Raw genomic sequence first — 23,703 nt, forward strand, 5'->3', positions numbered from 1 at the left:
TGCAGACCCGCGGCCCTGGGTCAATTGACAGGTGTGGCGGCCGGATGCCCGCGTTGCACAGCCCGGGCAACCGACGCCTCCCGCCGTTTCTGCAGCTGCTGGTCGGCGAACACGCCCAGAAGGATGACCGTGCCCATCACAGCGAAGTTCAACGAGCTTGGAATACCAAGGATGTTGACCAGGTTCTGCAGCACCTGCAGCAGGGCGGTGCCGAGAACGATGCCCAGGATCGACCCTTCGCCGCCGCGCAGGCTGCAGCCGCCCAGCACCGCCGCGGCGATTGCGTACAGTTCATAAAAGTTGCCGAACGTCGAGGGCGATACGGAATTGGTGTAGAACACCAGGAAGATCGTCGATACGCCCGCCAGGAGGCCGCTCAGCACGTAGGCTCCGGCAATTACGAGATTTGTACTGATACCGGAATATCGTGCCGCTTCTTCGTTCTTCCCGACCGCGAACAGGTAGCGGCCGAACACCGATCGGTGTAGCACCACGCCGAGGATCAGCGCGACGACGATCATGAAGGTGAAACTGTGCGGCAACCCGAAGCTGCGTCCGGAGGCGAGCCAGCTCAGCGTGTCGGCGGAATTGCCATAGCCGAAACCCATGGTCGAATCATCGGTGTAGTAACGGGCCGCGCCGCGATAGATCAGCAAGCCGCACAGGGTGACGATAAACGGCTGCATGCGCAACCGGGTGATCAGCAGGCCCTGGATCGCGCCAAGCAACAGCCCCCCGGTCAACACCGCCAGCAGCGCCAGCGGCCATGCGACATCGCGGTTGGCGATCAGGTCGATGAAGATCACCCCCAGCAGCGAGAACATCGAACCGACCGACAGATCGATGCCGCCGGTGATGATGGTCAGGCCCTCACCGATCGAGAACACCCCGAACAGGCCGATCAGATTGGCCATGTCCAACAGGTTTACACCGGAAAGGAACTGCGGATTGAGCACCCCGGTGATGGCGCTGATGACGACCAGCAAAAGCAGCAGGCCGAGTTCCTTCTTCGGCAGCATCAGACCGCCTCGGCGGGGTCTGGCCCCTGGCCGATGGCAAGCCGCAGCACGCTGTATTCGCTGAACCGCGCGCGCTCCAGGATGCCGCTGATGGTGCCTTCGTGCATCACCGCGATGCGGTCCGACACACCGATCACTTCTTCCATGTCGGACGAAATCATCAGGATGCAGACGCCGCGGTCGGCGAGTTCCCGCATCAGCGTATAGATCTCGTTCTTGGCCCCGACATCGATGCCTCGGGTCGGCTCATCGAAGATCACCACTCGCGGCCGCATCGACAGCCATTTCGCCAGCACGACCTTCTGCTGATTGCCACCGGAAAGCGTAACGACCGTGGTCCGGTCCCCCGGTGCCCGGATCGATAGCTGGGCCCTCTGCGTGCGCGACGTCACCTGCTCCGCCGCCCGGTTGACCAGCCAAATCCTTGCATAGGCAACCAAGTTGGCGAGCGTGATATTTTCGACCACGGGCATGTCCACGATCAACCCGGCCCGTTTGCGGTCTTCCGGCACCAGATAGATACCCTGCCGGATCGCTCGGCGTGGCGAGCGGATCGTCATCCTTGCCCCGTCCAGACGGATTTCACCGTCGAGGATTGGGTCGATCCCGAACATGGCCCGAGCCAGCGACGTGCGGCCGGAGCCGACCAGTCCGGCCAGCCCAAGGATCTCGCCTCGGCGGACCGCCAGGTTGACCCGCCGACCCGGAAAATCCTTCGTCTCCACGTCCAGCAAATCGCAGCCGCCGGGCTTGGTTTCGGCTGCCGGCGGGATGTACAGCGCCTTCAGATCGCGCCCGATCATCAGCCGGATCATCGTTGCGTGATCGATTTTATGGCCTTGCAGCTCGCCGACAACCCGACCATCCCGCAGGCAAACGACCCGATCGGCGCAGGCCTTCACCTCACCCAGTCGATGCGAGATGTAGATCACCGACACCCCGTTCGCCCGCAACTCGGCAACCACCTGCAACAGCCGCTCGGTTTCCTGCAGGCTCAGGCTCGAGGTCGGCTCATCCATGATGATAATGCGGGCATCGACGGACAGCGCCTTGGCGATCTCCACCAGTTGCCGCTGCGCGATGGTCAAGCCTTGCACCGGCGTATCCGGCCCGAAATCCGCTCCCAACCGGACCAGCAACGGCGCCACCCGGTCGCGCAGACGCCCGCGGTCGATCAGCCGCAGTGGGCCGAAACGCAGCGGTTCACGGCCCATGCCGACATTGGCCGCGACGTCCAGGTTTTCGAACAGGTTGAGTTCCTGATGGACGAACGCGATGCCGGCGCGCATCGAGTCGTTCACACCAAGCATCGCGTGGTCGCGGCGTTCGATACGGATCGTGCCCGAGGTTGGCGCAACGACGCCACCCAGGATTTTCATCAGCGTGGACTTGCCGGCACCGTTCTCGCCGATCAGGCCCAGAACCTCGCCGCGTCCGACCGACATATTGATGTCGTCCAGCGCGGTGACGCCCGGATACAGCTTGGTGATCGCGGCAAGTTCGATCAGCGGCCCCGGCATCGCCCGCCTACTTCTTCAGCAGTTGCTTCATCGAGTCCTGGAATGCCGCCACGTTGGACTTTTCGATCACCCGGGTTGGGATGATGATCAACTTGTTGGCCGGAATGAACGACCGGTCGCCGTGGATGTATTTGATCATATCGACCATCGACTGGTAGCCGAACTGATAAGGCTGCTGCACGATCGTCGCCTGCACGGTGCCGTCGGCGACCCCGCGCAGCGTCTGCGGGTCCTCGTCGAAGCCGACGATCTTGATCTTTCCGGCTTTGCCGGCCTCTTTCACCGCCGAGTAGATCTGGGGCGTGTTATAGGAATACAGGCCGACCAGGCAATCGATGCCGCCTTTTGCCAGTGCATCCTGAACGTTGCTCTTGGCCTTGGCGAAATCGACGCCGTCGGTGCGGATGTCGACGATCTGGATGTTGCTGCCGGCCAGCGTGTCCTTGATCCCCCTCACCCGCTCCCTGGCGTTGTCCGCGTCCATGGTGCCGACGAACATCATCACCTTGCCGCCGCCTGGCAACGCCTTCTTGATCTCCTCACCCGCCTGTCGACCGGCAGCCACATTGTCGGTGCCGATATAGACGACACGATTGGACTGCGGCGCGTCGCTGTCGGTGGTGAACAGCGCGGCCTTGGCGGCGACCTTGTTGAACTCCTCGGTGGAGTTCTTCGGGTCGATCGCCGAAATCGAAACCCCGGCGACACCCCGAGCCAGCAGATCATCCAATTCCCGCCGCTGTTCCGCCGCCGTGGCCTGCCCGGTGATCACCACCTGCATGTTGTAATCGGGATGCTCGGTCTGCGCTTTCTCCACCCCACGCTTGGCTATGGTCCAGAAATCAGCGGCGGCGTTGGTCACCAGGGCGAGTTCTTTCTTACCCTGGGCCAGGGCAGGGACCACGGAAAGCGCGACGGCGAGGCATCCGGCAAATGCGGTCACAACAGGCTGTTTCATTGTATGGATCCTGGACGTTTCCAATTTTCGCCACCCTAGGGTTCATCGCCGCCCGCTGGCAACCAGGCGCCGGGGCGAAAGGTTGCCGCGCATGCGTCGGCTTCGTAGTGTTGCCCGCACGCCATAACTGGAGACCGCGCAGCATGCCTCGCCTCAACTTCGGCGCCTTCCTCGCACCGCACCATCCGATCGGCGAGCATCCCATGCTGCAGTTCCGCCGCGACCTCGATCTCGTCGAGCACCTGGACAGGCTCGGCTACGACGAATTCTGGTGTGGCGAGCATCACTCCAGCGGCTGGGAAATGATTGCCTCGCCGGAAATGTTCCTCGCCGCCGCTGGTGAGCGGTCGAAACGCATCAAGCTCGCCACCGGGGTGGTGTCGCTGCCTTACCACCATCCGTTCAACGTCGCCCAGCGCATCGTGCAACTCGACTACATGACTGGCGGGCGCGTGATCTTCGGTTCCGGCCCCGGTGCGCTCGCCTCCGACGCCCATACCCTTGGCGTCGATCCTATGCTGCTGCGCGACCGCCAGGATGAGGCCATCGGCATCATCCTGCGGCTGTTCAACGGTGAGCGGGTGACCGCGAAAAGTGATTGGTTCACCATGCAGGACGCCGCGTTGCAACTGCTGCCGTTGCAGCAGGACATACCGTTCGCCGTGGCCTCGCAAATCAGCCCATCCGGCATGACCTTGGCGGGCAAGCACGGCATCGGCATCATCTCGATCGGATCGCTGTCGCAGGAAGGCCTGAATGCCCTGCCGACACAATGGAGCTTCGCCGAATCCGCCGCCGCCAAACACGGCAAGACCGTGGATCGCGGGAAGTGGCGCGTGCTGTTGAGTTGGCACATTGCCGAGACCCGGGAGAAGGCACGGGCCGAGGCCCGCGACGGACTGCTACGTCACCATAACGAATACATCACCGCCACGCTGCAGCGCCCGGGCGCGAAACCGTTCAAGACCCCCGACGAGGCGGTCGACAAGACCGCGTTAGGCGACAGCGCGGCCGCCACCATCGGCACCCCGGACGACCTGGTGAAACGGATCAAGGAGGTGTTGGCTGTCAGCGGCGGCTTCGGCACCGTCGTCGGCTTCGTCCACGATTGGGCCAACCCGGAAAACACCATGCGAAGTTGGGACATGGTGGCGCGCTATGTAGTCCCGGAAATCAACGGATATCTCGCCAAGCTGCGCCAATCGCGCGAATTCGTCGCCAACAACCGCGAGTACTTCGACCGCGCCAAGGAAGCGGTGATGAGCAAGATCAAGGAAAACGACGCCGCAGCCGCGGCCCTTGCGGTCACCCGGTCATCGATGCTGGGCGCGTCAGCGAGCAACGTCCCTGACCTGGATGCCGCGCGGGCCAAAGCCGCCTCGCGTTAGCGCCCGGTAAACCCTCACCCGCGCTGGCGCCGATAGCGGTTGATCAGCGCGTTGGTGGAAGCATCATGCGACAGCTTCGGTTCCGTGCCGCGATCCAGCTCCGGAATGATGCGGCTGGCTAGAACCTTGCCAAGCTCCACACCCCATTGATCGTAGCTGTCGATCCCCCAGATCGCCCCTTGGGTAAACACGTTGTGCTCATACAACGCCACCAGGCTACCCAGCGTCGCCGGATCGAGCCGGTCGGCCAGAATCATGTTGGTCGGCCGGTTGCCTTCGGTGACACGGAACGGAGTCTGGAAATCCGGCGAGCCCTCCGCTTTCAGCTCCTGCTCGGTTTTGCCGAAGCTCAACGCCTCGGCCTGGGCAAACAGATTAGCCATCAGCAGGTCGTGCTGTTGGTGCAACGGGCTGAGAGGCTTGCAAAACCCGATCATGTCGCACGGAACCAGCTTGGTGCCTTGGTGCAGCAGTTGATAGAACGAATGCTGGCCGTCGGTGCCCGGCTCGCCCCAGATGATCGGGCCGGTCTGGTAGTCAACCACGCCTCCATCGAAATCAACGTGCTTGCCGTTGCTCTCCATCTGCAACTGCTGCAAATACGCCGGAAAGCGCGCCAGGTGCGCTGAATACGGCATCACCCCGATGGTTTGGGCGCCGAAGAAATTGTTGTACCAGACCGTCAGCAAACCGAGCAGCATGGGCAGGTTTCGCGCCGCGGGGGCAGTGCGAAAATGCTCGTCCATTGCATGGAAACCGCCCAGCATGGCGCGGAAACTGTCAGGCCCGATCGCGATCATGGTGGACAGCCCGATGGCGCTGTCCATCGAATAACGCCCGCCCACCCAGTCCCAGAAGCCGAACGTATTGGCCGGGTCGATGCCGAATTTCGTCACCCCGTCGATGTTGGTGGACACCGCCGCAAAGTGCTTCGCAACCGCTGCGTCGGAGCCCAACTTGCCCACCAGCCACGCACGCGCCGTCGCGGCGTTGGTCATCGTCTCCAACGTGGTGAATGTCTTTGAAGAAACGATGAACAACGTCTCCTCCGCGTTCAGATCCAGCGTCGCTTCGGTGAAATCCCCACCATCGACATTGGCGACAAAGCGAAACGTCATCGCCCGGTCGCTGAACGGGCGCAGCGCGCGATAGGCCATCTCGGGTCCTAGATACGACCCGCCGATGCCGATGTTGACCACGTTGCGGATGCGCTTGCCGGTGTGCCCAGTGAACCCGCCGCTGCGCAGCCGCGACGCGAAATCGGCCATCGCGTCCAGCACCTTGTGGACGTCGGGTACGACGTCCACGCCATCGACGGCGATGCGGCTGCCGCGCGGCGCGCGCAACGCCACGTGCAGCACGGCCCGGCGTTCCGTGGTGTTGATCTTCTCACCGGCAAACATCGCGTCGCGCCGTCTCGCCACACCGCGTTCTTCCGCCAGTTGCAACAGCAGCCGAAGCGTTTCGTCGGTGATGCGATTCTTCGAGTAATCCAGGAACAAGCCCCCGCCTTCCGTCGAATACCGCTCGGCTCGGCCAGGATCATCGGCAAACAGCTTGCGTAAATGCAGATCCTTGATCTGCGCATGATGCGACGACAGTGCCTTCCAGGCCGGCGTAGCGGTAAGAGCGGTCATCCAGCTTCTCCTGTGTTCACGCCATTTGCGCTTCGACATAGGCGGTCGGCGCCATCAGGTCGATGCCCGCCGAGTTCGAACACCCTCGTTTCGCCAAACCCCAGCGTCTCGAACTTGTCCACCCCGAACTGCCGGCAGGCCTCCTTCAATCCGCGAAGCGGCGCGTCGATTGCCTCATCGGTCAGATGGAACGTGCCGAAATGCATCCCCACCGATCGCCCGGCGCCCAATGCCAAATGCGCCTGCACCGCTTCCACCGGGTCCATGTGCACCGGCGCCATGAACCACCGAGGCTCATACGCCCCGATCGGCAACAGGGCGACATCGGGTGCCCCCAGCCGCGTCCGGATATCGCCCCAATGCGGCCCGGCCCCGGAATCCCCCGCGAACAACACCGTCCCAGCCGCACCGCCCACCATGAAGCCGCCCCACAAAGCGCGATTGCGATCGAACGGCGTGCGCGCCGAGAAGTGCCGCGCCGGAGTCGCGGTGATGCGCAGCGGTCCGACCGAAACCGCCTGCCACCAATCCAGCTCGGTGGCGACGATCCCCAGCCCGGCCAACCCACGCGCATTGCCCAGCATGGTGACGAACCGCGGTGCATGGCGCGCCTGCAGCGCACGCAGCGTCGGAAAGTCCATATGATCGTAGTGGTTGTGCGACAGCAGCACGACATCCGGCCGCGGCAGATCAGCCAGCGCCACACCCGGTCGCCGAGCGCGCCTCGGTCCAGCCCAGGAGACTGGGGAGCAACGCTCGCTGAAGATCGGATCGGTCAGCACCACGCCGCAAGGCAGCCGGATCAGGAAGCTGGCGTGATTGATGAAGGTGATCGCGACGCTGCCCGAGTCCACCGCATCCGGTGGCGGCGCGGCTTCCGGATCGGAAACCTCCACCGGCCAGGCAGCCCGCCCGCCACGCAAGCGCCAGCGCAGCACCTGCATCAATCCCCGCGCTGGCCGGTTCGGTCCCGGATTGAAGAAGCGCTGTCCATCGCAGTGGTCGGACAGCGGGAAGGATTGCCGCATCACCGGCCACCATCGGGCGCCAGCAACACCCCTACCGGATCGCCCCCTCCCGCTTCAACGCCCGCAGCGTCGCTCGGAACGCATCGACAGTGATCGCCATCTCCTCCTCCCCATGCATCGCCGAGATCGTCCCGGACGGCCCCGAGTTCATATCGACGCCGTTCACCAGCAACCCCATCCGAACCTGCCCGGTCACGCCCTCACCCCGAGGCTTGTCGATCATCTTCTGAATGAACCCCGCCGCATCGAACCGGCTCGGCACGATGTCGGCGGCCTCCGGGTTGGTGTAGATGTGCATCCCGGAATACGAACCGTGGACCGCCCATTTCACCTCCTCTTCCTCCAGCACCTCGTTCATCCTGGCGCGCAGCTCGGTGCCGAAAGCATTGGCCCGGGCACAGGCATCGGTGCCGGCCAGGATTTCCAGCGTGGCGATCCCGGCCGCCGCGGATACCGGGTTCGCATTGAATGTCCCCAGATGGGTGATCTTCTCCCTGGCCGCCTGCTTGCTCACCTTGAAGTCCAGCCAGTCCATGATGTCCTTCCGCCCGACCACTGCGCCGCCCGGCAACCCGCCGGACAGGATCTTCGCCAGCGTCGTCATGTCCGGCGTGATCCCAAGCACCGCCTGCACGCCTCCCGGAGACACCCGGAACCCGGTCACCACCTCGTCGAAGATCAACAACGTGCCGGCTTGCTGCGTCAGGTCCCGCAGCATTGTCAGGAACGACGGCAGGATCGGCATCTTGCCGAAATTCGCACCCGTAGGCTCCAGGATCACCGCGGCGATATCCTTGTGATCGTTGAAGATCCGCGTGATCCCATCGACATCGTTGGCATCGCACAGCAGCACGTTGTCGGCCACGCCCTGGATCACGCCGCTGGTCGCCGATCCGTCGAAATGATTGGTGTATCCGCTGGTCATGTGGTCGTGCCAGCCATGGAAATGCCCACGGAATCGCACCAGTTTCGATCGTCCGGTGTAGGCCCGGGCCAGCCGCAGCGCGATCAATGTCGCCTCGGTGCCGGACGAGGTGAAGCGAACCCGTTCCGCTGACGGCACCATCTTGGTGACCAGTTCAGCCCAGCGCACCTCCAACTCGTGGCAGGCGCCGAAATGGGTGCCGCGTTCCAATGCCGCATGCACCGCCGCCATCACCGCCGGGTGGTTGTGCCCCAGGATCAGCGCGCCATGGCCGCCAAAGTAGTCAACATATTTGTTGTTATCGACATCCCACTTCACCGGCCCCAGCGCCCGCTGGACATATAACGGATACGGATCAAAATGCCGGCTGTCGTGCGCGAGGCCGCTCGGCATCACCTCGCGCGCCTTCGCGGCCAGCGCGGCGGACCCCGGGGTCAGCGCCTCATAGGTCGCGGTCAAAGTGGCGTTCGGCAACGTGCTGGCGGACATGAACCATCCTTCTGGCTTCGGTGCCCCCCTGTATAGCGCCGCGCGGCAAGCCATGCACCAATCCCGCCTCGGGGGTTGCCTCGGGCGGCGCAAATCTGCCCTCATGCGCCACCTATCGACTGGCAGGACACGCTGATGTGGCAATTCTGGATCGACCGCGGCGGCACCTTCACCGATATCGTCGCGCGCGATCCGAAGGGGGCGCTGTCCACCCACAAACTGCTGTCGGAAAATCCTGAACGCTACCAGGACGCTGCCATCGCCGGCATCAAGACCATCTTGGGAGTCGCGCCGGATGCGCCGATCCCCGACGGTCTGATCGAGGCGGTGAAGATGGGCACCACCGTCGCGACCAATGCTTTGCTGGAGCGCAAGGGCGACCGCACCCTGCTATTGGTCAACACCGGTTTCGCCGACGCCCTGCGCATCGGCAACCAGGCGCGCCCCCGCCTGTTCGATCTCGCCATCACCCTGCCCCCGATGTTGTACGAACGCGTCGAAGAGGTCACCGGCCGCTTCGGCGTGGACGGCGACGAGATCGAGCCGCTCGACGACGCCCAGGCCCGCGACATCATGGCGAAAGCCCGAGCCGATGGCATCGAAGCCTGCGCCATCGTGCTGATGCACGCCTGGAAATACCCCGCGCACGAACAGCGCCTGGCCGAAACCGCGCGCGAGGCCGGGTTTACCCAGGTCTCGGCCAGCCACGCCGTCAGTCCGCTGCTGCGGCTGGTGCCGCGCGGCGATACCACGGTGGTGGACGCCTATCTGTCGCCCATTCTTCGACGATATGTCGATCAGGTTGCCAGAGAGCTGCCTGGAACCAGCGTCTATTTCATGCAATCTAACGGCGGCCTGACCGCGTCGGAAACCTTCCAGGGCAAGGACGCGATTCTCTCCGGCCCAGCCGGCGGCATCGTCGGCGCTGCCCGCACCGCCGGCATGGCTGGGCTGGATCAGATCATCGGCTTCGACATGGGCGGCACCTCCACCGACGTCGCGCTCTATGCCGGCGTGTTTGAACGTGCGTTCGAGACTGCGGTTGCCGGGGTGCGGATGCGAGCGCCGATGATGGCGATCAACACGGTTGCCGCCGGCGGCGGGTCCATCCTGCATTTCGACGGCGCGCGGATGCGGGTTGGCCCGGATTCGGCCGGCGCCAACCCCGGGCCGGCCTGCTACCGACGCGGTGGCCCGCTGACGGTCACCGACGCCAATGTTTGCGTCGGCAAGATCCAGCCGGCGCACTTCCCGCCGATCTTTGGTCCGCGCGCCGACCAGCCGCTCGACGCCGAAATTGTGCAAACCAAATTCGCCGCCCTGGCCGAGCAGATCGGCGGCGGCCGCACACCGCAACAGGTCGCCGAGGGCTTCCTGCAAATCGCTGTCGCCAACATGGCGAACGCGATCAAGCAGGTCTCGGTGCAGAAGGGCCACGACGTCTCCCGCTTCGCGTTGCAATGCTTCGGCGGCGCCGGCGGTCAGCATGCCTGCCTCGTTGCCGACGCCTTGGGGATGGAGACCGTCTTCATCCACCCCTACGCCGGAGTATTGTCCGCCTACGGGATGGGCCTGGCCGATCAGACCGCGATGAAGCAGCAGGCAATCGAAATCCCGCTTGGCGCTGAGACAATGCCCGAGCTCGAAGCCCTCGCCGACAACCTCGCCACCGATGCGGTCGCCGCGTTACAGGCCCAGGGCGCGAACCCTGGGGATGTGACCGCCGCGAAAACCCTGCACCTGCGCTACGCCGGAACCGAAGCGGCGCTGATCGTTGCCCTGAGTGACCTGGAAACCATCCTGGCGGATTTTACCGCCGCGCACCGTGCCCGCTTCGGCTTCGCCACCCCCGACCGCCCGGTCGTTGCCGAAACCGTCGCCGCCGAGGCCACCCTGCCGGGCACCGTCGCCGAGGACGCCACGCTGCCCGCACGCGAGACCGGCGGCCCCGAAGCCATCGATCACGTCACCATTTTTACCGGCGACGCCGCGCTACAAACCCCGGTGCTGGAGCGCACATCGCTGCTCGCCGGCGACCACATCGCCGGCCCGGCGCTGGTCCGCGAGGCCAACGCCACCACCGTTATCGAACCCGGCTGGACCGCCGAGGTCACCGCGCTGGATCACATGATCCTGCGCCGCACCGAAGCATTGCCCAGCCGCGTGTCGGCTGACAGCGAACGGCCCGATCCGGTGTTGCTCGAACTGTTCAACAACCTGTTCATGAACGTCGCCGAACAGACCGGCGCGGTGCTGCAGAACACATCGATGAGCGTCAACATCAAGGAACGCCTGGATTTTTCCTGCGCCATCTTCGACGCCGACGGCAACCTGGTGGCCAACGCGCCGCACGTTCCGGTGCATCTCGGCGCCATGGGCGAAAGTGTCCGCACCGTGCTCGACCACCGCCGCGACAGCCTGAAGCCGGGCGATGTTGTGGCGCTGAACAACCCGTTCAACGGCGGCACTCATCTGCCCGACATCACCGTCATTACACCGGTGTTCGATGAGGCCGGCAACGATATCCTGTTTTTCGTCGGCAGCCGCGGCCATCATGCCGATGTCGGAGGGATCACGCCCGGCTCGACGCCGCCGATGTCGCGCACGCTGGAAGAAGAAGGCGTGGTGATCGACGATTTCCTGTTGGTCGATGGCGGAAATTTTCGTGAATCGGAGTTTCGCGAGCTTTTGGCCGGGGCGAAATACCCGGCTCGCAGCCCGGACGTGAACGTCGCCGACATCAAGGCCCAGGTCGCCGCCAACGAAAAAGGCGTCCAGGAACTCGCCCGCGTGGTCGGCCAGTTCGGCTGGCCGGTGGTCAGTGCGTATATGCGCCACGTCATGGACAACGCCGAGCAGTCCGTGCGTCGGGTTATCGAACGGCTTGGTTCGGGCCGTTTCGACTACAAGATGGACAATGGCCGGGCGTTGTGCGTCTCGATCAGCGTCGATCGCGAATCACGCAGCGCCGTCGTCGACTTCACGGGTACCGGGGCGCAGCACGAGGGCAATTTCAACTCCCCGCCCGCGGTCACCAGGGCGGCCGTGCTTTACGTCTTCCGTTGCCTGGTCGGCGACGACATTCCGCTCAATGACGGCTGCCTGAAGCCGCTGACCCTGATCATTCCGCCGGGGACGTTTCTTTCGCCGCATCCCGGAGCGGCCGTCGTCGCCGGCAACACCGAGGTGTCCCAGGCTACCTGCAATGCGATTTTCGGTGCGTTGGGTGTGATTGCCTGCTCGCAGGCGACGATGAACAACTTCCTGTTCGGCGACGCCACTCGGCAATACTACGAGACCATCTGCGGCGGCACCGGCGCCGGACCGGGCTTCGACGGCACCTCGGCGATCCAGACTCACATGACCAATACCCGCATGACCGATCCCGAAATCCTCGAACTGCGCTACCCGGTGTGGCAGGAACTGTTCGCTATCCGCAAAGGTTCGGGGGGTGCCGGAAAGTGGCGCGGCGGCGACGGAGCGGTGCGCCGCATTCGTTTCCTGCAGCCGATGACCGCGGTCATCGTATCCTCCCGCCGTGAGGTTGCCCCGTTCGGCCTGGAAGGCGGCGATGACGGCCTGCCAGGCCTGCAATGGGTGGAGCGGGCCGACGGCACGAGCCAGTCGCTGACCGGAACCGACCGCGCCGAGCTAGGACCCGGCGACGCCTTCGTCATCCAGACACCTGGCGGCGGAGGCTATGGCCGGCCCTAAGCCGCCGATCCGATTCAGAACGGAAATCCGAAGTTGATGTGATACACTTTCAGGCCGCCGCCAAAGACGATCCCGGCACCGATCCGGGGGTTGGCCAGCGACAGCAGCTTGAACGGCTCCGCGCCCCCGATCGAGAAGCCGATCTCGTTTTGATTGTCGATCCGCAGCGGCGTGCGCAGATAGCGTGAGAACACCAGCGGGGACGGATAGTAGTATTCCGCTACAAAGATCCCAAGATCAGGTGTCCAATGGCCGATCCGAAAGCCAAGCGGGCGACGCACCTCAGCGGCAACCTGCAACGAAATATAGTGTTCGGCAAACCCCGAACCGGCGGTCGTATCCCCGGCGTAAATCGTCGCGTTGCCAAGCGAAATTGTGTAGTCGCCGGCTCGCCATTGCGCGACCGAGCGGGCACCAGCCAGATAGACCCATGCATTGGGATTTGAACTGCCGGTGCCGAACGCATGCCCGACACCGCCTTGGGCGAACGGCTTGACCATGAACCAGTCGTTGATCGGGATCTGCAGTTCAGCGCCCGGCACCGCCGTCAGAGACTGCTGCGAGACTGAGATCCTCTCGCCCGCCACCGTGGCGTTGAAGTCATAGAACCCGACCTGGATCGGCATCAGCAGCTTGAGCGTCCATTGGTCGCGAGGACCGGCCGGCAAATCATACGACAGCGGCAGCGTGTAGACATCGGCCGAAAGACCGCCAAGCGAATATCCGCCGAAGCCAAGCGAAGCGGCATAGACATAGTTGATGTTGACCGTGGTGTTCTGCGGTCCCGGCGGCTGAGCATGCGCGGGTGCGACCGGTAGCAAGGCCATCAGCATGGCGACGCCTGGGCCGGACCAGGGACGCATTATAGCTGCCCGAGATTGTTGGCCATCCGCTCGGATAACGACTGCACTAAACAAACCAAAGAAGTGTTGCCAGCTGAACGCAACGAAACTAGCAGACGCCTGACAGCTTACCAAACCCGTCGCCCCCCTGCCGTCATCCGGAACAACACCTGAACAGTCGCCAAAGCCGCGCCATTTGTATAGTGAACGCCATGCGCCCTATCGGCGAGGGTACTCTGGAACCGGAGGCATGGTGGAAAGCGAGACAACAACGGGCAATAAGGCAACCGGCGATTCGGGCGCATCCGAAGCCGGACGCGACTTCATCCGGGACATCGTGCAGGCCGATCTGGACGCCGGACGCGCTACTGCCGTGGTCACCCGCTTCCCGCCGGAACCGAACGGCTTCCTGCACCTCGGACACGCCAAATCGATCTGCCTCAATTTCGGTGTCGCCCGAGACTTCGCCGGCCAGTGCCATCTGCGCTTCGACGACACCAACCCGATCAAGGAGGAGCAACTTTTCATCGACGCCATCCAGCGCGACGTCCGCTGGCTGGGCTTCGACTGGGGCGATCACCTGTACTACGCCTCGGACTATTTCGAGCAACTCTACAGCTGGGCCGAACACCTGATCCGCGTCGGCAAGGCCTATGTCGACGACACTCCGCCGGAGGCCATGCGCTCGCAGCGCGGCACGCTGACCGAACCCGGCCAGAACAGCCCCGACCGGTATCGGTCGGTCGATGAAAACCTCGATCTTTTCCGCCGCATGCGCGCCGGCGAATTCGCCAACGGCGCCCGCGTGCTGCGAGCCAAGATCGACATGGCCTCGGGCAACATGAACCTGCGCGATCCGGTGTTGTATCGCATCCTGCACACCCCTCATCCGCGCACCGGCGATACCTGGTCGATCTACCCGACCTACGACTTTGCCCACGGCCAGTCCGACGCCATCGAGCATATCACCCACAGTGTCTGCACGCTGGAATTCGAGGATCACCGCCCGCTGTACGATTGGCTGATCGACAACCTGCCGGTTCCGTCCCGCCCGCGGCAATACGAGTTTGCCCGGCTGAACGTCAGCTACACCGTGCTGTCCAAGCGCCACCTCACCCGGCTGGTCACCGAACACCACGTCACCGGCTGGGACGATCCGCGCATGCCGACGCTGGCTGGCTTGCGCCGCCGCGGCGTTCCGGCGGCCGCGCTGCGCGAATTCATCCGCCGCGTCGGCGTCGCCCGGGCCTACAGCACGGTCGACGTGGCGATGCTAGATTCGGCGATCCGCGATACCCTCAACCCGCTGGCACCCCGCCGCATGGCGGTGCTGCGGCCGCTGAAGCTGATCATCGAAAACTACCCCGAAGGCCAGACCGAGACGCTGCAGGCGCGCAACCACCCTGACGACCCTGACGCCGGCAGCCGGCCGCTCACCTTCGGGCGCGAACTCTACGTCGAGCAGGACGACTTCATGGAGCAGCCGCCGAAGAAGTTCTACCGGCTTTCCCCCGGCAAGGAAGTCCGCCTGCGCTACGGCTACTTCGTCACCTGCCGCGAGGTGGTAAAGGACAGCGCCGGCACTGTCGTCGCGCTGCGCTGCACTTACGATCCCGCGTCAAAGGGCGGCAACGCGCCCGATGGCCGCAAGGTCCAGGCCACCCTGCACTGGGTCGCCGCCGCTGACGCCGGGCCGGCCGATATTCGGCTGTACTCGCACCTGTTCAGCCGCCCCGATCCCGGCGCCGACGGCGACGTCCTGGCCGACCTGAACCCGCACTCGCTCGAAGTGCTGACCGGCTGCCTGGTCGAGCCGACATTGTTGCACGCGGCGTTGGGCGAGGCGGTGCAATTCGAACGCACCGGGTATTTCGCCCTCGATCCCGATACCCTCCCCGAACGCCCGGTGTTCAACCGCACGGTCGGGCTGCGCGATACCTGGGCCAGGCTGCAAGCCGGAGCGAGTGGTCAAGCGACCGCCTGATCACGGTCATTCCGGATAGATCATCTTGCGCGTAACCCCGCCGTCCACCACGAACTCCGCCCCGGTGATGAAAAGGCTTTCGGGCCCGACCAGGAACGCGACCAGGCCTGAGATATCATCTGGCCGCCCGACCCGTCCGGCCGGATGAAACGCCTGTTCCGCCTCGGTCGGCTCCGGCCCCTTGGTCAGAATCCAGCCCGGGCTGACGCAGTTGACCCTGACGTCGGGCCCCAGGCTGATCGCCAACGCGTGCGTCAGGGCAACCAGCCCACCCTTCGAAGCCGAATAGCACTCGGTATCCGGTTCCGACATTCGCGCCCGCGAGGATGCGATCGTCACCACCGCGCCGTTAGCCGCGCGCAGCAACGCCTCGGCCTCGCGCACCAGCAGAAACGCGCTGGTCAGGTTGGTTGTCAGCATCGAGGACCATTCAGCCAGCGTCAGCTCGGCGATCGGCTTGCGAATCATGTAGCCGGCATTGCAAATCAGCGCATCCAGCCGCTGTTCCGTCGCCGCGACGGATCGCAGCAACGCCGCGACCGCCGCCTCGTCACCGACATCGCATATCACGTAACGCCCGCCGGACGGCGCCCCGCCCGCGGGATCGCGATCCGCCACCACCAAACGCCAACCGTCGCGCGCCAGACGCGCCGCGATGCCCGCGCCGATTCCCTTCGCACCGCCTGACACCAGTGCGATCCGCGAGGATGCTGCATCCATGTTCATCTCCGAATAACAATCGGAGCTGAAAGCGCCGGCAACGCCGCGGGTTCGATCTGCTGCCCGTTCAGCCCTTTGCCGCGTCGAGCGCCTGCGACAGATCGGCCAGGATGTCGTCGATGTGCTCAAGCCCGATCGACAGCCGCACATAGCCCGGCGTCGCACCGGTGGCCGCCTGCTCGGATTCGGTTAGCTGCGAGTGGGTGGTACTCGCCGGGTGGATCGCCAGGCTGCGGGCATCGCCGATGTTTGCTACATGGTAGAACAGCTTCAGCGCATCGATGAACCGGCGCCCGGCGTCGGCGCCGCCCGCCAGCTCGAACCCCATCAGGCCGCCATGACCGTGCGGCAGGTATTTCGCGGTCCGCTCCGCGCCAATCCCCTTGTGGTGTGCCGGGTGGATAACCCTGGACACGTCCTTGCGCCCGGCGAGATAGTTGGCGACCGCCAGCGCGTTGCGGCTGTGTTCCCGCATACGCAGCGGCAGGGTCTCGATGCCCTGAATGAACAGAAACGCATTCATCGGTGCCATTGCCGCACCCAGGTCGCGCAGCAACGTCACCCGCATCTTCAGAATGTAGGCGATCGGGCCGAGCGGCTTGGCGGCCTGCGACCAGACCGCGCCATGATAGGATGGGTCCGGGGTGTTCATTGCCGGCTGTCGGGACGGGTTGGCTTCCCAGTCGAAGTTGCCGCCATCGATGACGATGCCGCCGATCGAGGTGCCGTGGCCGCCGATATACTTGGTGGTGGAATACATCACCACCGCCGCGCCGTGATCGAACGGGCGCACCAGCAGCGGCGCCGCGGTATTGTCCATGATCAGTGGCACCCCGAACGACCGCCCGATCGCCGCCACCTCGGCGATCGGAAACGCGATCAGCTTCGGGTTCGGCAGCGTCTCCGCGTAATACGCCCGGGTTCGGTCGTCGGTGGCGCGGGCAAAGCCTTCCGGATCGTTCGGATCGACAAAGCGCGCCTCGATACCCTGATCCTTCAGGGTGTTGGCGAACAGGTTCCAGGTGCCCCCGTAAAGGTCGGTGGAGCAGACGAAATTGTCGCCCACCTTGGCCAGGTTTTGCACCGAGAATGCCGACGCAGCTTGACCCGAACCCACCGCCAGCGCCGCTGTTCCGCCTTCGATCGCAGCCAGCCGCTGCTCCAGCACGTCGTTCGTCGGGTTCATGATGCGGGTGTAGATATTACCCAGTTGCTGCAGCCCGAACAACTTGGCCGCGTGTTCGGCGCTGTCGAACTGATACGACGTCGTCTGGTAGATCGGCACCGCGACCGAATTGGTCGCGCTGTCACGCCGCCAGCCGGCGTGCAGAGCCAGGGTCTCGGGGTGTTTCGGCTGATTACTCATGGCACTGTTTCCTCTGTGGGAAGCCGTTTGCACTATAGTCCGACTCAGGATCGGGTAAACGGCGGAAGGGGAAGCTGCCCAAAAACACTTTGTCCTGGCATCGACTGCCGGTTGCCGATTACCCGGGAAAGTCGATCGCACCTGTCTGACGGCAGTGATCGCTTCAGGCAAGACCTTGTGGGATTGCTCGTCCACGCCGCTGGATCAGCGCCTTTCCCACGGCAATACCCGGCAGTTCAATGCAGCGGTAGCTAAGCCACGATGCCGCCACTACGACCGCCACAACCCCAGTCATCACCGCACCGAAAGCCACGATGGAAAACCAGCCACTGCTGTGAAGGCAGCGCCAAAGAATGGGTTGATCCGAAACAATCTTCAGTGCCGCGAAATGCAGAAGATAAGCACTAAAGCTGACGCGGCCGATCAGCGCCATTGGCGGATTGACAAAGACCCCTGTCCGAGACCGCGCCAGGGCAAGCATAAAAACCGCGAACGCGAGGCTCGCGAGAAGAAACGTCGGGGGCAACGACAGCCGCAACGTCAGCCAGTGTGGCATCGGGATGAACCCGCAACTGGCAAACATCACGGCAGAGAGTGACGCGATCAAGTCAGGGTGCAATCGCGGCATGGACCCGCGGTCACGGATCCTCTCGAGGATGAAGAACAAACACAGGCCAAGTGCAAAAACACTCATCTGGTTGGGAAACCAGAAATATAGAAAATTGTCGGCTGGCGCCATGCCGAACGTTGCCGTTAAATGCGGCCACAGCATCGAATTCAGTGTCGCCCCGGCAAGCAGTGTGCCCAGAAACAGCAAGATAGCCCGCCTGAGTGACGTGATGACGCAGGCAAGAATGGGAAAAGCGCTATAGAACGTGAACTCGATGCCAATGCTCCAACCGCCCGGCACAACCGACCAAGCCCCCTTGGTCACTCCCATCAGGACTGGGTGCCAACCGTTGACGAAGACATAACTCGCAGCCGCCTGCAGCAGGTCGAATCCCCCGGCCGGCGGCTGCAGGAAAAAATACAATATGGAAGCCAAATAGTAGGCCGGTGCAATCCGGAAGAATCGACGCAAGAAGAACGCCCTGACATCGACCGAGCCATTGCGGATTTTTTCGAACTTCCACGACATCATCAGGGTGACGGTGCTGGCCAGAAAAAATAGCTGCACACCATGCCACCCCAGCACGCTAATCCGATGAACCGGGTACGGCAGATCAGGAAACAGATACGTCCCGTGGCAGATTATCACCAGTAGGATGGCGTAACCGCGGACACATTCGATATACGCGAAATGTGGTTTCCGCAGTTCGCCCACCGAGACCTCACATGGTTGAATCCTGTCGATTGCGCAATATACCACGTCCATGTCGAAACGCATCAGCAATTTTATCGGAGTCCATCGCACCGGAGAACAGGCCATACCCATCCAGGAAAAACGACGGCACCCCCGACACTCCCGCCTCCCGCGCCGCGCGATCCGCCGCCCGCATCTCCGCCTCGGCGACGTCGCCCGCCAGGAAGGTCACCACCCCCGGCCGCGGCAATCCCGCCTGCTCGGCGCAATCCACCAGCACCCCCTGCTCGCCGATATCGCGGCCCTCGATGAAGTACGCCCTGAACACCGCCTCCATCGCCGCGTCCTGGTCCCCGTTCTGTTCGGCGAACCAGATCAACCGATGCGCATCGATCGTGTTCGGCGTGCGCGTCATCAAGTCCGTGCGGAACCCAAGGCCCACCGACGCCGCCGCCTCGGTGATCCGGTGGTCCAGCGCGGCGGCCTTCTCGGCGCTGCCGAACTTCCACGCCCGATACGCCAAGCGGTCACGCCCCTCCTTTGGCATGTCCGGATTGAGTTGAAACGGATTCCAGTGGACCTGAAACTTCAACCCCTCTGGCGCCAGCTTTGCCAGCGCCCGCTCCAACTGCCGTTTGCCGACATAGCACCATGGACAAATCGCATCCGATACGATGTCGATTCGCGCCCCGATCGCCGCGGCATCGGCCCGGCGCGAGTCCGTCTCCGCCTCACCGCCGAGTAGCGCGTTGAAAGGTCCGTCATTTGCCATCACCGATCTCCTTTCCCAATACATGGTCCGACCGCGCCGGTCTTATACCTCGGCCGCCAACGCCCACTGGCAGTCTTGGTTTTCCCAGCCGACCAGCCTAATCTCGGCTCTGGTGCCGAACCGGGCCAACATAAGGAGCTCCAGCATGGCATTTCCCCCCAAATCGATGGCCGACTTCGGCGATTTCGGCAAGCTCTTCGCCGACATGAAGCTTCCCGCGGTCCCTGACATGGAGGCTTTCGTCAACGCCAGCCGGCGAAACATGGAAACCCTCACCGCCGCCAATAAAGTTGCGCTTGAGGGCGCCCAGGCGGTCGGCCGGCGGCATATGGAAATCCTGCAACAGAGCATGGCGGAACTGACCGAAGCGGTGCGCGCGATGTCCTCGGTCGAAGCGCCACAGGCCAAAGCCGCCAAGCAGGCCGAACTGCTGAAGCAGGCCTACGAACGGACCGTAGCCAACATGAAGGAACTCGGTGACCTGATCCAGCACTCCAACGCCGAGGCGGTCAACCTGCTGAACGCCCGCTTCGCCGAGGCGATGGATGAGGTCAAGGCGCTGGCCGACAAATCCGGCCGCTGAATTGTGCTCCCGATCTCCGATCCACATCGCAGGAGCGCCTCATAGTGCTCGAAAACCCACCGCCGCTCATTATCCACCGCGGCTTTCGCCGCCCCGAAAAGGCGCTGATCGAGGCATTCCGCGGTGCCCAAACCTCGCATCTGGCTGATGCGATGGATGGGCGCGGCGCGCTCGACTACCGCATCAAGCCGCTAGACCCGGCCAACGCATCATTCGTCGGGCCGGCACTGACCGCGTTCGCCTATCCTGCCGACATCGTCGCCATGTTCGGCGCCCTGTCCGAGGCCCAGCCCGGCGATGTCATCGTGCTGGCGAACGACGCCTACACCCGGACCGCCGTGCTCGGCGACATCGCCGCCGGGATGATGAAGAACAAGGGTGTCGCGGCTTTCGTCACCGACGGTCTGGCGCGCGACAAAGCAGGGATCGTGGCGACCGGATTGCCGGTGTTCTGCCAAGGCATCCAGCCGAACTCGCCGGCCATGAACGGTCCCGGCGTGGTCGGCGCCGCGGTGACGCTGGGCGATGTCCACGTCTCCCCGGGCGACGTCATCGTCGGCGACGCCGACGGCGTCGTGGTGATACCAGCGGGGCGGCTGCGCCGGGTGCTAGATCGCCTCGCCCAGGTCCGTTCGGCCGAGGCTCGGACGATCGCGCTGGTCCAGCAGGGTATGACGATGGCTGCGGGTGCGCAGCGATTTATTGAAAGCTCGGTCATCATCGAAGGCTGATCGGTCACCGAATCACCGCATCCCATATCGGCGCGAACGGCGGATTCAAGCAGCGCAGCGTCTTTGGCAGGGCGGCGATCGCGGCACGGTCGGCATCATCCAGACACAGCTGCATCGCCTGCAGATTGGCGACTTGACTCCCCGGCCGCGCCGCTTTCGGAATCACCGCCATGTCCGGCTGATCCAGCAGTCACGCCAGCGCGACCTGTGCGGCGTCCGCGTCATAACGCCGTCCAATCGCCGCCAGCACCTCGTGCTCCGCCAACCGCCCTTCGGCCAGCGGCACGTGCGCCACTGCCACGACGCCACGCGCCCGCGTCCAGCTTAACACCGGCGTTTGGTCGATCAGAACGTCATACTCGATCTGGTTGCAGATGATCGGCGCCTGGACCTCCTCCATCGCGGCTAACAACGTCCAGCGCTGCCTCCTTCCGCCACCACCTGCTCGGCCAGGCTGTTATCGACGCAGGACTCGAACGCCACCTCCCGGTTCAGCGCGCCTCCCGAACGCATCGCCGTGGCCAGCCGGTCAAAGCCCTCCCGCCGAGTGACCGGATCGGGCCCATAAAGCTGCAGCCCGCGATACCGATCGATCGCCGCCGCGAAGACCGCCGCCGACACGTCCGGAAAATACCCCGCCAGCACACGCTGAATCTCCTCGCCCGGAGTCGCCCGCATCCAGCGCAGCGTCCGATCCAGCGCCCGCACCATCCCCAACAATTCCGGTCGCTTCCGCGCCATCACGGATCGTCGCGTCACCAGTGTGGTATAGGCCGTCAGTCCGCGATCAGCCGCGGCGTACCACAGGTGCCCATCACCCGAGGCCAGCAGGTCCTCGGCGTAAGGTTGGAACACTTGCACCGCATCAAGCCTTCCTTCGCGGAGCGCCGCTGCATTCGCCGCCATCGTGGCATCGGTGACCCGGTCGACCGATGCGGGATCCGCGCCGTCGCGGCGAATGTCGTCCTGCAGACACAACCACGGCGTCGGCACTTCCGACACCGTCCCCAGCCGCACATCGATCAGATCGGCAGGACGGAACGACGCCCGCCTCTCGCGCCCGATCACCAGGAATGGATCCCTGGCCACCACGTCGCAGAAACACACCAGGTCCGACGACGGATCGGCGGCATGCGTCAGTAGAACCCGAAGCGGGCCGCCCCACATTACCTCGACTTCGCCGGAACGCAGGGCCGCAGCCGTGCGGTCTGGATGCGAAGATAGCCGGAAGTCTACTTCCACGCCCTGTTGCGCGTAGTGACCCGTCGCATACGCCGCGTAGAATGGCGCATAGAACAGCGCTCGGAAATTCTCGGACAGAGTGATCATCCGCCGCTCCCCTTGGCTTGTGTGAACCTGGACGATGCGCCAGGGAATGCTGTCACGAAAGGGGATGCATCGGGCGGGTGGTCCTGATCGGAGTGTCTCATTGGCACACGCTGTTCTTCCTCGACCCCTCCTGCGGCTTCCCCGACGTCACCATTGTCGGCGTAAGCGACCCGACCTTGGCCCGAGCCGAAACCGCCGCCGCCCAGGCCAGGTGCAGATCGTTCACCGACTACCGCGAGATGTGCGCCACCCCGCGACCCGATTCAGCCTTCGCCCTTGCTCGCCACTGCGACATGGCGAACCTGGCACGCTTCCTGATCGATCAGCGAATTCCGGTCGCCAGGAGAAACTCTGCGCCATTAACGCCGCCGAAGCAGCCGACATCGCCGACCGGTCCGCCGTCGCGGGTGTATTCGCGGCGGTAGCCTATTTAATCCGCTACAGCCCGATGATCGACATCATCCGGTCAAACAACGAACCGATCCAGTATGCCTACGTCATGTCACCGCTGGCACACTCATCGGCGACGAAACTTTAAAACAACGAATACCCGCCATCGATGACAAATGTATCGCCGGTATGATATTTCGACGCCGAACTCATAAGATAGACCGCGATGCCGCCGAAATCAGCACCCTCGCCCCATCGCCGCATCGGCACCCTCGGCAGCACCTTGGTCTTGAACCCATCCGTCCGCACCGCGTTCGCCGTCATGTCCGTCTCGATCCAGCCGGGCAGGATCGAGTGCGCCCGCACGCCATTCCTGGCAAACTCGACCGCCAGCGCCTTGACCATAGAGATCATGCCGCCTTTCGTCGCGGCGTAATGCTCGCTGCGCGGCGCCGCCTCGATCGCAGCCAGCGAGGCGGTGCCGACCAGCACGCCGCCGCCACCCCGCTGCACCATGTGCCGTGCCGCCGCTCGGAATGTGTGGAACGCCCCGTCCAGATTGACCCGGGTGACGCGGTGCCATTCGGCACTGGTCATCTCCAGGAAGCTGTGGCCGCCCCGGCCCGACACTCCGGCATTGGCAAAACAACCGTCCACCTGCCCAAGAGCCTCCACGGTGCGGGCGAACGCGACTTCCACCGCCGCCTCGTCGCCGACGTCGCATTCCAGCCCGACCACCTTTCGCCCGGTCTCCCGCAGCGTCGCGACCGCTGCCGCGTTTTTCGCCGGGTTGGTGCCCCAGATGGCAATGTCCGCGCCGGCCTGAGCCATCGCCGCCGCCATTCCCAGCCCGATCCCGCTGTTGCCGCCGGTGACCAGGGCGACCTTGCCGGTCAGGTCGAATGGCGAATACGTCATCGGCACGGTCTCCTTGCTGGGTCAAACCCGGTGCGCAGTATTGGAAAGTTGGCACCTGACAGGATCGCGGTTACGCTACTTCGCAGA

General features: G+C 64.1%; 21 protein-coding genes. 6 read left to right on the top strand and 15 right to left on the bottom strand.

Going from position 1 to position 23,703, the window contains the following annotated elements:
- Positions 1–20 precede the first annotated feature (20 nt).
- The 3 genes from ACQY4T_RS02875 to ACQY4T_RS02885 are packed head-to-tail and all read right to left on the bottom strand — an operon-like array spanning position 21 to position 3,497.
- Positions 21–1,019, bottom strand: coding sequence for an ABC transporter permease (locus ACQY4T_RS02875; RefSeq protein WP_428537397.1), 999 nt, complete (start codon positions 1,017–1,019; stop codon positions 21–23).
- Entirely contained in the window at positions 1,019–2,539 is a 1,521-nt protein-coding gene (locus tag ACQY4T_RS02880) for a sugar ABC transporter ATP-binding protein (RefSeq protein WP_428537400.1), read from the bottom strand. Before ACQY4T_RS02880 ends, ACQY4T_RS02875 begins: the two co-directional genes overlap by 1 nt.
- Positions 2,540–2,546: 7 nt before the next feature.
- A complete protein-coding gene (locus ACQY4T_RS02885; protein ID WP_428537403.1) occupies positions 2,547–3,497 on the bottom strand; it encodes a sugar-binding protein in 951 nt (316 codons plus the stop codon).
- A 143-nt stretch (positions 3,498–3,640) separates the two neighbouring features.
- Between ACQY4T_RS02885 and ACQY4T_RS02890 the strand changes: the two genes are divergently transcribed.
- The gene (locus ACQY4T_RS02890; RefSeq protein WP_428537405.1) at positions 3,641–4,885 is read left to right on the top strand and encodes an LLM class flavin-dependent oxidoreductase; all 1,245 of its coding nucleotides are present in this window, start codon (positions 3,641–3,643) and stop codon (positions 4,883–4,885) included.
- A gap of 14 nt (positions 4,886–4,899) precedes the next feature.
- On the opposite strand, the gene pgi is transcribed toward ACQY4T_RS02890, so the two are convergent.
- The 3 genes from pgi to ACQY4T_RS02905 are packed head-to-tail and all read right to left on the bottom strand — an operon-like array spanning position 4,900 to position 8,964.
- Positions 4,900–6,522 carry a glucose-6-phosphate isomerase gene (gene pgi / locus ACQY4T_RS02895; RefSeq protein WP_428537408.1) on the bottom strand — a complete coding sequence of 541 codons (1,623 nt, stop codon included), beginning with the start codon at positions 6,520–6,522 and terminating at the stop codon, positions 4,900–4,902.
- On the bottom strand, positions 6,519–7,550 hold the full coding sequence (locus tag ACQY4T_RS02900) for an MBL fold metallo-hydrolase (protein ID WP_428537411.1): 1,032 nt from the start codon (positions 7,548–7,550) through the stop codon (positions 6,519–6,521). The genes pgi and ACQY4T_RS02900 overlap by 4 nt, the downstream gene beginning before the upstream one ends.
- Positions 7,551–7,581: 31 nt before the next feature.
- Positions 7,582–8,964 (bottom strand): aspartate aminotransferase family protein, encoded by a 1,383-nt coding sequence (locus ACQY4T_RS02905; RefSeq protein WP_428537414.1) that lies wholly within the window; start codon positions 8,962–8,964, stop codon positions 7,582–7,584.
- A 135-nt stretch (positions 8,965–9,099) separates the two neighbouring features.
- Here ACQY4T_RS02905 and ACQY4T_RS02910 point away from each other — a divergent pair, with 135 nt between their 5' ends.
- Complete coding sequence (locus ACQY4T_RS02910; protein WP_428537417.1) at positions 9,100–12,678, top strand: hydantoinase B/oxoprolinase family protein; 3,579 nt, start codon at positions 9,100–9,102, stop codon at positions 12,676–12,678.
- 14 nt (positions 12,679–12,692) lie between these two features.
- Here the strand turns inward: ACQY4T_RS02910 and ACQY4T_RS02915 are convergent, their stop codons facing one another.
- Positions 12,693–13,541: a hypothetical protein gene (locus ACQY4T_RS02915; protein ID WP_428537420.1), complete on the bottom strand. Its 849-nt coding sequence runs from the start codon at positions 13,539–13,541 to the stop codon at positions 12,693–12,695.
- Between the two features lie 229 nt (positions 13,542–13,770).
- Between ACQY4T_RS02915 and ACQY4T_RS02920 the strand changes: the two genes are divergently transcribed.
- A complete protein-coding gene (locus ACQY4T_RS02920) occupies positions 13,771–15,504 on the top strand; it encodes a glutamine--tRNA ligase/YqeY domain fusion protein (RefSeq protein WP_428537423.1) in 1,734 nt (577 codons plus the stop codon).
- A gap of 6 nt (positions 15,505–15,510) precedes the next feature.
- Here the strand turns inward: ACQY4T_RS02920 and ACQY4T_RS02925 are convergent, their stop codons facing one another.
- From ACQY4T_RS02925 to ACQY4T_RS02940, 4 genes are all read right to left on the bottom strand, one after another.
- Complete coding sequence (locus tag ACQY4T_RS02925; protein ID WP_428537426.1) at positions 15,511–16,224, bottom strand: SDR family oxidoreductase; 714 nt, start codon at positions 16,222–16,224, stop codon at positions 15,511–15,513.
- A gap of 67 nt (positions 16,225–16,291) precedes the next feature.
- Positions 16,292–17,590 carry an O-acetylhomoserine aminocarboxypropyltransferase/cysteine synthase family protein gene (locus ACQY4T_RS02930; RefSeq protein ID WP_428537429.1) on the bottom strand — a complete coding sequence of 433 codons (1,299 nt, stop codon included), beginning with the start codon at positions 17,588–17,590 and terminating at the stop codon, positions 16,292–16,294.
- A gap of 163 nt (positions 17,591–17,753) precedes the next feature.
- A complete protein-coding gene (locus ACQY4T_RS02935; protein WP_428537432.1) occupies positions 17,754–18,914 on the bottom strand; it encodes an acyltransferase family protein in 1,161 nt (386 codons plus the stop codon).
- Positions 18,915–18,921: 7 nt separating this feature from the next.
- On the bottom strand, positions 18,922–19,665 hold the full coding sequence (locus tag ACQY4T_RS02940) for a DsbA family oxidoreductase (protein ID WP_428537435.1): 744 nt from the start codon (positions 19,663–19,665) through the stop codon (positions 18,922–18,924).
- Between the two features lie 145 nt (positions 19,666–19,810).
- On the opposite strand from ACQY4T_RS02940, the gene ACQY4T_RS02945 reads away from it, so the two are divergent.
- Positions 19,811–20,248, top strand: coding sequence for a phasin family protein (locus ACQY4T_RS02945; RefSeq protein WP_428537438.1), 438 nt, complete (start codon positions 19,811–19,813; stop codon positions 20,246–20,248).
- Between the two features lie 44 nt (positions 20,249–20,292).
- On the top strand, positions 20,293–20,979 hold the full coding sequence (locus ACQY4T_RS02950; protein WP_428537441.1) for an RraA family protein: 687 nt from the start codon (positions 20,293–20,295) through the stop codon (positions 20,977–20,979).
- A 4-nt stretch (positions 20,980–20,983) separates the two neighbouring features.
- On the opposite strand, the gene ACQY4T_RS02955 is transcribed toward ACQY4T_RS02950, so the two are convergent.
- From ACQY4T_RS02955 to ACQY4T_RS02965, 3 genes are read right to left on the bottom strand one after another with little or no spacing between them, the layout of a single operon-like run.
- On the bottom strand, positions 20,984–21,151 hold the full coding sequence (locus tag ACQY4T_RS02955) for a hypothetical protein (RefSeq protein WP_428537444.1): 168 nt from the start codon (positions 21,149–21,151) through the stop codon (positions 20,984–20,986).
- Positions 21,152–21,169: 18 nt separating this feature from the next.
- Positions 21,170–21,379, bottom strand: coding sequence for a hypothetical protein (locus ACQY4T_RS02960; protein ID WP_428537447.1), 210 nt, complete (start codon positions 21,377–21,379; stop codon positions 21,170–21,172).
- A gap of 5 nt (positions 21,380–21,384) precedes the next feature.
- Positions 21,385–22,308 carry an ABC transporter substrate-binding protein gene (locus ACQY4T_RS02965; protein ID WP_428537450.1) on the bottom strand — a complete coding sequence of 308 codons (924 nt, stop codon included), beginning with the start codon at positions 22,306–22,308 and terminating at the stop codon, positions 21,385–21,387.
- A gap of 77 nt (positions 22,309–22,385) precedes the next feature.
- Between ACQY4T_RS02965 and ACQY4T_RS02970 the strand changes: the two genes are divergently transcribed.
- Positions 22,386–22,733, top strand: coding sequence for a Gfo/Idh/MocA family oxidoreductase (locus ACQY4T_RS02970; RefSeq protein WP_428537453.1), 348 nt, complete (start codon positions 22,386–22,388; stop codon positions 22,731–22,733).
- Between the two features lie 109 nt (positions 22,734–22,842).
- Here the strand turns inward: ACQY4T_RS02970 and ACQY4T_RS02975 are convergent, their stop codons facing one another.
- On the bottom strand, positions 22,843–23,616 hold the full coding sequence (locus ACQY4T_RS02975; RefSeq protein WP_428537456.1) for an SDR family NAD(P)-dependent oxidoreductase: 774 nt from the start codon (positions 23,614–23,616) through the stop codon (positions 22,843–22,845).
- Between the last annotated feature and the right edge of the window lie 87 nt (positions 23,617–23,703).

Source organism: Rhodopila sp. (assembly GCF_965277825.1).
Taxonomy (GTDB): domain Bacteria; phylum Pseudomonadota; class Alphaproteobacteria; order Acetobacterales; family Acetobacteraceae; genus Rhodopila.